Annotated in this window: 9 protein-coding genes and 3 pseudogenes; 8 read left to right on the top strand and 4 right to left on the bottom strand. The window is 68.2% G+C overall.

Features of this window, described 5'->3' with window-relative positions:
- Nucleotides 1-146: 146 nt before the first annotated feature.
- Nucleotides 147-710: a GNAT family N-acetyltransferase gene (locus IE312_RS34530; protein WP_189986165.1), complete on the top strand. Its 564-nt coding sequence runs from the start codon at nt 147-149 to the stop codon at nt 708-710.
- Nucleotides 711-722: 12 nt separating this feature from the next.
- On the opposite strand, the gene IE312_RS34535 is transcribed toward IE312_RS34530, so the two are convergent.
- Nucleotides 723-1,061 (bottom strand): site-specific integrase, encoded by a 339-nt coding sequence (locus IE312_RS34535; protein WP_189986166.1) that lies wholly within the window; start codon nt 1,059-1,061, stop codon nt 723-725.
- Between the two features lie 420 nt (nt 1,062-1,481).
- Between IE312_RS34535 and IE312_RS34540 the strand changes: the two genes are divergently transcribed.
- The 5 genes and pseudogenes from IE312_RS34540 (at nt 1,482) to IE312_RS43185 (ending at nt 5,681) form a co-directional block, all read left to right on the top strand.
- Nucleotides 1,482-1,952 carry an SMI1/KNR4 family protein gene (locus tag IE312_RS34540; protein WP_189986167.1) on the top strand — a complete coding sequence of 157 codons (471 nt, stop codon included), beginning with the start codon at nt 1,482-1,484 and terminating at the stop codon, nt 1,950-1,952.
- A 489-nt stretch (nt 1,953-2,441) separates the two neighbouring features.
- Nucleotides 2,442-3,226 (top strand): IS5 family transposase gene (locus IE312_RS34545; protein WP_370467663.1). Its coding sequence is split into 2 segments (ribosomal slippage): nt 2,442-2,760 and nt 2,760-3,226, totalling 786 coding nucleotides; the frame shifts between segments, so codons are not numbered across the junction.
- Between the two features lie 323 nt (nt 3,227-3,549).
- Nucleotides 3,550-4,074 carry a hypothetical protein gene (locus tag IE312_RS34550; RefSeq protein WP_189986168.1) on the top strand — a complete coding sequence of 175 codons (525 nt, stop codon included), beginning with the start codon at nt 3,550-3,552 and terminating at the stop codon, nt 4,072-4,074.
- A gap of 796 nt (nt 4,075-4,870) precedes the next feature.
- A pseudogene (locus IE312_RS43180) lies at nt 4,871-5,041 on the top strand (transposase); the annotation flags it as partial.
- A gap of 220 nt (nt 5,042-5,261) precedes the next feature.
- On the top strand, nt 5,262-5,681 hold the full coding sequence (locus tag IE312_RS43185; protein ID WP_229900788.1) for a transposase: 420 nt from the start codon (nt 5,262-5,264) through the stop codon (nt 5,679-5,681).
- Here the strand turns inward: IE312_RS43185 and IE312_RS43190 are convergent.
- Nucleotides 5,620-6,122 (bottom strand): annotated as a pseudogene (locus IE312_RS43190) (hypothetical protein). The gene IE312_RS43185 and the pseudogene IE312_RS43190 overlap by 62 nt on opposite strands.
- Nucleotides 6,123-6,539: 417 nt before the next feature.
- On the opposite strand from IE312_RS43190, the pseudogene IE312_RS34565 reads away from it, so the two are divergent.
- Nucleotides 6,540-6,676, top strand: a pseudogene (locus IE312_RS34565) (telomere-protecting terminal protein Tpg); the annotation flags it as partial.
- Between the two features lie 71 nt (nt 6,677-6,747).
- Here IE312_RS34565 and IE312_RS34570 read toward each other — a convergent pair.
- Both IE312_RS34570 and sigJ read right to left on the bottom strand, forming a co-directional pair.
- Nucleotides 6,748-7,017: a hypothetical protein gene (locus IE312_RS34570; protein ID WP_189986169.1), complete on the bottom strand. Its 270-nt coding sequence runs from the start codon at nt 7,015-7,017 to the stop codon at nt 6,748-6,750.
- 503 nt (nt 7,018-7,520) lie between these two features.
- Nucleotides 7,521-8,471 carry an RNA polymerase sigma factor SigJ gene (gene sigJ / locus IE312_RS34575; RefSeq protein ID WP_189986170.1) on the bottom strand — a complete coding sequence of 317 codons (951 nt, stop codon included), beginning with the start codon at nt 8,469-8,471 and terminating at the stop codon, nt 7,521-7,523.
- 140 nt (nt 8,472-8,611) lie between these two features.
- On the opposite strand from sigJ, the gene wrbA reads away from it, so the two are divergent.
- The gene (wrbA, locus tag IE312_RS34580) at nt 8,612-9,220 is read left to right on the top strand and encodes an NAD(P)H:quinone oxidoreductase (RefSeq protein WP_189986171.1); all 609 of its coding nucleotides are present in this window, start codon (nt 8,612-8,614) and stop codon (nt 9,218-9,220) included.
- Nucleotides 9,221-9,399 lie beyond the last annotated feature (179 nt).

A 9,399-nucleotide genomic window follows, 5' to 3' on the forward strand; every position in this document is an offset into this window, starting at 1 on the left:
ACGGCATCATCGTCTCGCAATGCGGGTGCGCACCGCCCTGATGAGCGGCCCTGTAATGACGGCGGTCACGGCGAAGGAGCTGCGAGCCGAGATCGAAGCGTTCCCGGCCAGCCGGCCGGTGCTGCCCCGCGGGTAGAGTCCGAGGCATGGACCCGGTCAACCGATTCGGCACGCGGTTGCGACTGCGCGAACTGGCTCGCGGCGATGTGAGCGCGGTGCACGCCATCTACGGCAGCCCGGAGGCGACGGAACACCTGAATTTCGAGCCCCGCACCCGAGAGCAGGTAACGGCGATCGTCTCCCGGTCCGTCGCCGCCGCGACCAAGGTGCCCCGTGAGGAGTACGCGCTCGCCGTCATCATGCGGGATGCCGGCGAGCTGATCGGTTTCGCTCGCCTGGCCATCGATCCTCACCAGCAGCGCGGAGCCGTCATCGGCTTCGCGCTGCGCCCGGATACATGGGGCGTGGGTTACGGCCTGGAGACCGTGCATCTACTTCTCGGGTTGGGCTTTGAGGAGCTGGGCCTTCACCGCATCTGGGGCGCGCGGTCTCCGCTGAACGAGGCCTCAGCGAAAACCATGACTGCTGCTGGCATGGTCGAAGAGGGCGCGATCCGCGAGCACGTGCAGAAGGCCGGCCGGTGGCGAGACTCCGTCGTGCACGCCTTTCTCGAACGAGAGTGGCAGCCGGCCGTCCCAGGTCGGCCGTGAGCACGTAAGCAGTCAGGCCTGCGGTGGTTCATCATTTAGCAGCCCGGCCGGGCTTGATGCAGCGTCGTAGGCGGGGCTGCCGTCGAGCGCGCCCCGGAGCCGGTTGTACCGGGCGGTGGTGCGCGGGTCGTTGGGGTCGGCCCACTCCTGCACGCGGTCGGGCCGGGCGAGGGCGTGGGTGATGGTGGCGTGCTTGATGCCGTGCGGGCCGAGACGCTTATGTGTCGCTGCCGAGCGCTCGACCGCGGGGAGTGGGGAATGTGCGCCCGTGTCGCCGGGATGGCGCAGCAGAGCGATCCGGGCCAGCCAGTGGAAGAGATCGCGGTTGCGGGCCTCGGGTTCCTGGAACACCTCCCCGCCGGGGCCGTCCTGGAAGTCGATGACCTAGGGGCGCCCGGTTGCGATAAAGGCGATGTCGCTGCGGGTACCGGAGTCACTGACGTCGCTGGTGTCTGGGTAGTCCTCCAGGATGTCCGCCAGGCGCACGGCCTCGTCGTCCACGACAGTCAGCGCCCTGTGTGCCTCGCTGCACCCCCGTCAGCCTCAGCCACGTTGCCAATGCCGTCGACCAGAGCAAGCCACGACGGTTGATCCGCCACGATGATGCCTGAGCCCCCAGCTTGGGAAGCTGAGCGCCTCTAGTTGACCTGCGGCGGAGCGGTGTCGGTGCCCGGCGGGCGGTCGACTGGGTCCCCGGTGTTCCCCGTGGTTCCCCGCACGATCTGGCACACATCTGGCACGTACGACCACCCGGGCTGAGATGCTGAGCCGGTGACTGGCGATGAGGTTGTCGAGGCGTTGCGGAGCGTAGCCCGGGCGGGGACTTTGCCACCGCCTGCAACACCGGAGGCTGTCGTCGCGGCGGAAGAAGTCATCGGGTTCCCGCTGCCCCACCTCCTGCGGCGTCTGTACCTCGAAGTCGCCAACGGCGGATTTGGCCCGGACGAAGGAGTCCTGGGCGTGAGCGGTGGGGCCGCGCAGGGCAACTTTGCGGACATCGCCGAGCTGTACCAGGACGGCCCGGATCCGTCGGGCCGCATCCCGGCCGGCCTGGTGCTGATCTACGACTGGGGCTGCACCATCTGGTCGCTCGTCGACTTCCGCGATCCTGCGGGCGCTATGTGGTGCAGCCATGAGGGCGAGTGCTGGCCCCAGGGCGTGAACCTCGCAGAATGGCTGACCGGCACGCTGGCAAGAACCCTGACGGTGGAAACACTGCTCCAGAGCCAACCCACTTCGTAGAGCAGCAGTTTGAACCCACGACCTCTTCGTCCCGAAGCAACTTGGGTGGGCACCTGGCCTTGGGTTCGTGTGGCGCTCACCTGCACTGACGGTCGCAGAGGTTCGTGCTCGTCCGCCGTTGTTCGTCGGCGTTGTCACGCTGCCTGGCCACGCTTCGTCCAGTCACCTTGGTGGAGGTAGCAACGCGACGTGCCCTTCATCGTCTTGTTGCGGCAGCTGCCTCGATCCGTCGGCCAACCACACTTGCCCTGCTTCCACTCACCCACGGTCCTTTTCCCTCCCACTGGCCCGCCTTGAGCCGGGCATCCAGCCTGGGGCACCTTGCCCATGTAGGGCAGGACGCATGGCCGTTGGCATCAGACGATCCGGGCGCACGCCGGTCAGTACGTCGAACCACATGGGTCTGCCACCGACCGCCGCTTTACAGCTCATTTCGTTTGGTGTGATCTTGCGGCATGCTGTTCGCGTGTCGAGCGAGTGGTCGAGCGGATGGTGCCGGACGGGTTGTGGGAACTGTTCCAGCGGGTGGTGCCACCGGCTCCGGTGCGACCGCAGGGCGGCGGTCGTAGAAGGCACGGCGACCGGGAGGTCCTGGCGGCGATCGTGTTCGTTGCCACGTCAGGCTGCACGTGGAACCAGCTTCCGCCCGGCTTTGGCCCGTCGGGCGTCACCGCTTTCCGCCGCTTCACCGAGTGGTCGCAGGCTCGCGTGTGGGCCAAGCTGCATCGTCTGATCTTCGACGAACTCGGCAGCCATGGAGAGCTGGACTGGTCGCGGTGCGCCATCGACTCGGTCAGCGTCCGGGCGGTCAAAGGGGGCCTCTGACCGGACCGAATCCGACCGACCGTGGCAAGAGCGGGTCGAAAATCCACCTCATCGTCGATCGCCGCGGCTTGCCCATCTCGCTGGGGATATCCGCAGCCAACACCCATGACAGTCAAGCCCTGCAGCCGCTCGTGCAAGGCATCCCACCGATTCGTTCACGCCGGGGGCCACGACTCCGACGCCCGGCCAAACTGCACGCGGACAAGGGCTACGACTACCCCCACCCGCGGCGATGGTTACGCACACGTGGCATCACCCCTCGCATTGCCCGCCGCGGCATCGAGAACTCCACGCACCTGGGCCGACACCGCTGGGTCGTCGAACGCACCATCGCCTGGCTCACCGGCTGCCGGCGCCTGCACCGTCGCTACGAGCGCAAGCCCGACCACTTCCTGGCCTTCACCGCGATCGCAGCTGCCCTCATCTGCTACCGAAGGCTTCCCAAGTGAAATGGCCTGTTAGGAGCGAGGTTGGGCGGTCACGGGCGTGACCTGCCGGTTCTCTGCCTTGGCTGGACTCGGCCGAAGTCGCCTGCGCACGCTCCGGTTCCCCGTGAGTCCCCGTCCGTTCTGGCACGTGAGTGGCACGGGCCGGGGACCACGTCAGGAGCCGAAGTTCTGACATCGCCCGTCTGCGATCTGCGGCTCCGTCATTGGGCAACCTTCTGACCAGCGACGGGGTCGTCGACGTTTGTTAGGTTTCTCGCCCCGTCCGATGTCGAGGGGCGGGGTAGGGCTGTCCGGACGGACACGACGAAGGAACCGGCTCAGTGGTGAGGATCAGAAGAACCCCCAAGGTGGTGGTGGCCGTTGTGGGCCAGGCAGCGATGGTGGCCTTGCAGGTGTTGCTCCAGGAGGACGCGGCCGTGACCGGTTCCTGGATGACACGCCTGATCCCGCTGGCTCCCATGCTGTTGGGCATGTACATGGTCTGGCGGCTGTTCCTGAACCCTTACGTATCGTTCGGGCAGGACCGCTTGCGGGTGAACAACATTTTCACGCACTACCTTGTCCCCTACCACCTGATCACGGCCCTGGAGGGGCGGAGCGCCCTCACCCTTGTCGTGTCGGGGTACGGTCGCCTGCCGGTGGCCGCACTCGACGCTGCTCCTCTGACGGGCAAGGCCAAGCGGGACGCCGTCGCGCAGGAGTTGCTGCGCCGCCGCGCCGCGGGCGCCCCCAGGGCTGGACATGGCTTCGAGAAGCGCAGCACGCTCGGGCTCCCGGAGTGGTTGGGGCCCATCGCTTGCCTCGCATGCTTCCTTGTGGGCGGCTTCGCGTCGGCCCTCGCGCACTGATACCGAGGTGATCCGCCTAGCGAGTTCGGAAGATCGCGTATGCGGACCGGGGCTGAGCGGGCGAGACGCCGACGTGCGTGTTCTTCGTATGCTCGCCGACTTTTCCCGTGGCTCCCCGCCGGTCGCCGCCCGATCGGGCACGCAAGGGGGCACGTACGGCCTTGTAGCGCCCTCTTCGGAGGTCGGCAGCCCTCCGAGCAGCAACAGCCTAATCACTGCTCATGCGGTCGATGTGGCGCTCGCGGCTCCAGCGGTATCCTGCTCCTGCCCTGTGTCGGTCGGTGGCTGCGGCCCCACAGCTTCGACCTGTTGTGGAGGGGGCCAGCCGTGTTCGAGCCGGGCCAGGGTGGGGACGTCAGCTCGCGCCTGCATACGCGGTCGGCGTAGCGACTTCGGCCGGGAGCTGCTTTGGCGCGAGTGATCATGGCCCCATAAGCTTCCGGCGCGTCGGGCAGTCTGTGGACCTGCCCGATAAAGCACGATGCTGGGGCCGTGATCTACGAGGCTCGCGCCAAAGTGGCTGGCTAACTGCCTGTTCTCTATCCGCTTGCGTGATCGGCTGGGTTCGAACAGCGTCCTGGTTCGGGTGAGTTGTCCGGTGAGAGTGCATGAAGGAAGGGCCTCTTGGTAGCTCGCGGATGTCGAGTCCAGCGTGAAGCAAGAGGCCCTGTTGTCGAAGTGTCGCGTGGTACCGGTCGCCGGGTCCAGTTCGTCCACTCGTGGGTGTGACTGCCTCGCCCACAGGTTCGGTAATGCGGTCGACCGGGCACATCGTCGGCCCCAGTATGGCTCGGACATGAGCGATGGCGAGTGGCCCCTGGTGCGGGATCTGCTGCCGGTTCCGGGCTGGCTGGCAGGCCGCGGCGGCCGTCCCGAGAGCCATTGCCACCGGCAGATGATCGACGCGGTGCGCTACCTCGTCGACAACGGCATCAAGTGGCGGGCGATGCCGTCCGACTTCCCACCCTGGCCGCGCGTCTATGCCTTCTTCGCCCGTTGGCGGGATGCCGGCCTCATGACCGAGTTGTACGAACGGCTTCGCGAGGCGGTCCGCGCCGGCGAGGGCCGCGGCCCGGAACCCAGTGCCGCGGTCGTGGACTCGCAGTCGGTGAAGGCGGACGCCACTGTCGCCCACGCCTCACGCCGGGTTCGACGCAGGCAAGAGGATCAATGGGCGCAAGCGGCATCTGCTCACCGACGCCCTCGGGCTTCTCCTGGACGTGCTGGTCACACCGGCATCCACGACCGACCGGGACGCTGCCCGGACGCTTCTGCCCGCGGCAAAGCAGAACTTTCGGCGGCTGGCGCGGGTCTGGGCCGACGGTGGTTACACCGGCCACCTGGCCGACCGGACCGCCCTGCACCTGGGAATCGTCCTCGACGTCGTCCGCCGTCACGACGACGTCAGCGGCTTCCAGGTTCTGCCGCGGCGCCGGGTCGTGGAAAGATCCTTCGCCTGGCTCCTGCGCAGCCGGCGCCTGGTCCGGGACTATGAACGACGCATCGACACCAGCGAAGCCGTCATCCGGTGGTCGATGATCGCACTCATGAACCGCCGCCTGGCCGCCCAGCATCATCACCGAGCTGTTCCCGCGCGGGCAGCGTGAACCTGCCCGGTTTCTCCTCGATCAGCCAGCCTCGCTCCACCAGCCGCTTCAGACGTGCTCTCGCGCCCTCGACGCGGGAGGCGGAGGCGCTGTCCCAGCCCAGTACCACCGCAGCCCGCCGGGCGCCGAGCCCGTCGGCTCCGGCCGCCGTCGCGGCGGCCATGATCGCCTGGTAGTCCACCGACAGGTCCTCGACCCCGGCCGCGTTCTCCCTGTGAGGCACCGCGCGTCGCGGCCCGACCGGCTTCCTTGATCCGCCGACCACCACGGCGGGTGCTTCCTCCTCGGCCAGCGCCTCCAGATACTGCTCGAGGCCGATCGCCCGGCGTCTGAGGACTTTCTCCGCCTCCGCAAGTCCGTCTGCCCCCGCTCCAGTTCAGCCTCGAGTTCCTCCACCCGCACGACTGCGGCCTTCCGCCGCGTTTCCAGAACGGCCCGCATCGACGGCATCCGCCACCCCCACGAAATCTCGGCCAGCAACGAACCGAGACTCTCGCGACAGCGGCCATCTCATGTCTGACCAGCGAGGTTCGGAAAGAGAACGACCTCTGAAGTCGTGGAGCCGACCGCCCCAGCCACGACGTGTCACGCAGGGACTCCACCCAGGCTCGAACGTCCGCAGGGTCGTAGCGAAGGTGCCGACCGACATCGGCGTCGTCTACATCGAGGACGGTAAGTCCTCGCTCATCAAGGTTCCCCAGCGTCGAGACGGTGTACCAGTGGCGTCGCAAGCGCACCGGTCCCCGCGGCGGTTCCGGGTGCGGGTTCGAGGGATGCGGCCAGCCAGGCTTCGGAAGGTCAGGCGGAGGCAGGAAGGGCGGGGTAGTCGGTGAAACCGTGGTCGTCGCCGCAGAGGTCGGCGTCACTGACCGGCAGCTCCAGGAGATCGCGGCCGAAGCGCTCAAGGAGGTGTACTTCCAGGACGGCGGACGCCGCGCCGGCAATCTGGAGGAGGTGCGCTCACGGACATCGAGCACCTCGAGTTCGAGCTGTAGCAGCCGTATCGTGAACAGCTCGCGAGCCCCGGACCGATGTGGTCCGGGACTCGCTCGCGTACCGGACGACGTCACGCCTGAAGCGTGGTGTCCGACGCCGGGCTGCGTGGGGCCGGTACGACGGTGCCGGCCTGCTCGGCGGCAAGCGCCTGCTCGACGAACTCCCTCATGAGCGTCGCCGTCTCAGCGACCGTGACGTCCTTCGTCCACGTCGCCTTGTGCCACCAGCAGGACAGCTCGAACCGGTACGCGCCATGGGCGAGCTCCACGTCCTCAATCCAGGGCACGTGCCTGCATCGGCGGGTGCGGATGATGTGGCGTTGCGTCGCCTCCACGTGCATCCGGGCGAGGCCGGCGTGGTACCGGGGGGCAGGGTGCGTCGCTCCACGGCATCCTGCTCGGCACCTAGACCGGCATCCGCGTGGAACGTCGCGGAGTTGCGGCGCAGGATGCTCCGGGCGCAGGAAGAGGGGGGAGGGCGGGCCGGGTTCTTGAGGTGGCCCGTCCGGCGGGGGGCCAGGGTGGGGCTGGAGCCGAGCAGGTATGACCGGGCGCTGGCGGATTTGGGGCTCGTGGACGGGGCGGGTGGTCCGCTTGTTGTCGAGGGGCCGCCCCACCGACGTGCCGGTGCCGAGGGCGCTGCGGATGCTGGGGTGCGGGGCGGCGGTGGTGCGGTGGTACGTGTCGGGGGCCCGGCTGGTGTCGACGCGGCAGGCGGCCGCTGTGGCGGAGGCAGTTGGGCATACGGTTGCGGCCCGCGGGATGTGCTGTGCGTCCCGCGGGATGTGCTGTGTGTACGGGGATACGGGCCTGGGGAAGACGGTCGCCGTCGAGCAGGCGACAGCTACCCATACCCGTTCGTCCTTGCTGCCCAGGAGCGGAGCTTGTCGGGATTGAGGACCGCCCAGATGTGGTTGATCCGGTCGTCCCGGACCTCGAAAGCCATCACCGAAACGGTGACGCCGTCCAGTTGGACGATCAGTCCCGGCTGACCGTTGACCGTGCGTTCCGCCAAGCTCAGGCCGGGCCCCGCACTGCGCCGAGCTGCGAAGAAGCGTGCGATCTGCTCGGCACCTTCAACCGGTTGGAGCGCGGCGCTGACGAGTCCGCCGCCGTCACCTGTCGCCGTTGCGTCGGGGGCCAGCAGGCCCATAAGTGCGTCGATGTCGTTGGCCTCCCAGGCATGCTTGAAGGCCCGGACGATGCCGGCACGCCGGGCTGAAGAGACCGCGCCGGGCTGCGACGCGCGGACGCGTCGGCGGGCCGAGGTGGCCAGCTGGCGGCAGGCCGCAGCGCTCCGGCCGACGATCTCGGACACCTCACCGAAGGAGTAGCGGAAGACGTCGTGCAGGACGAACACGACCCGTTCAGCCGGAGTCATCGCTTCGAGCACCACGAGGAAGGCCATGCCGACCGACTCGTCGAGGGTGACCCGGTCGGCGGGGTCGGCGGTAGTGTCGCCCGGCCGCCTGCCGATCCACTCCGCACGGTCGGGCAGCGGTTCGGGGATCCACTGGCCCACATAACGCTCGCGTCTGGCCCGCGCCGAACGCAGCAGATCGAGGCAGATTCGACTGACGACAGTCGATAACCAGGCGCCAGGGGAATCGATGACTTCTCGCTGCTGCGGGGACATGGCGTACCAACGGGCGTAGCTCTCCTGTACGACGTCCTCGGCATCGGCCAGAGAGCCCAGCAGCCGGTACGCCACGTTGGTCAGCCGATGCCGCTCGCTCATGATCGCGGTCGGGCTGGGATCGGGCCGGCCGTGTCCTGGCCCGGACGGATGGGTCATGCAGTCACCGACTTCCTCGCGCGTTTCGCCTCACTGTCTTCGACGATCGGGCGTACCGAAGTGTGAGGTCGGCCCAGCACCTCACATCTCGCAGTGGTGCCTCGTCGTACTGATCAGACCCGACAGAAGGGAAGAAGCTCGTGGAACCCGTGAACGTGGCGATCATCTACTACAGCTCCACCGGCACGGTACACACCTTGGCCGAAGCAGCCGCTGAGGCCGCAGAGAAGGCCGGGGCCGATGTGCGACTGCGCAAGGTCACTGAAACGGCCCCGCCGCGGTCGGTCGCCGCCAGGCCGGAGTGGGCCCGGCACCTGGAGGAAACCGCCGACATCGCCGAGGCCGGCCACCACGACCTGGAGTGGGCCGACGCGGTGCTGTTCGGCACCCCCACCCGCTTCGGCAATCCGGCCAGCCAGGTCAGGGCCTTCATCGACACCACCGGCCCCCTATGGTTCCAGGGGAAGCTCGCGGACAAGGTGTACTCGGCCTTCACCGCCTCGAACACTGCTCATGGCGGCCAGGAGTCCACTCTCCTGGCACTGGCAAACACGTTCTACCACTGGGGCGGCATCATCGTGCCCCCCGGTTACACCGACCCTGTTCAGTTCCAGTCGGGCAATCCTTACGGCACCTCCCACGTGGCCGGCGACGGCCCGCCCGGGGAGCCGTCCCTCCAGGCAGCCCGGTACCAGGCCCGCCGCGTCGTCGACACCGCAGCCCAGCTCAAGGCTGGCCGCGCCGCCTGATCCGGGCAGGAACGCGAACGGGGAGGGCGCGGCTCGCCGGCCAAAGCCGCCCGCACGCCGACGGCTAGGAGACGGGAGGTGGACGGCAGGAGGCGGGCATATCGCGTGCGATCATGCCGGTCATGAGCAGATGGGCGTCCATGACCGTGGCGGAGCAGGCGCTGCTGCGCCGAGCCATG

Origin of the sequence: Streptomyces capoamus, from assembly GCF_014654935.1 — a bacterium.
GTDB lineage: Bacteria > Actinomycetota > Actinomycetes > Streptomycetales > Streptomycetaceae > Streptomyces > Streptomyces capoamus.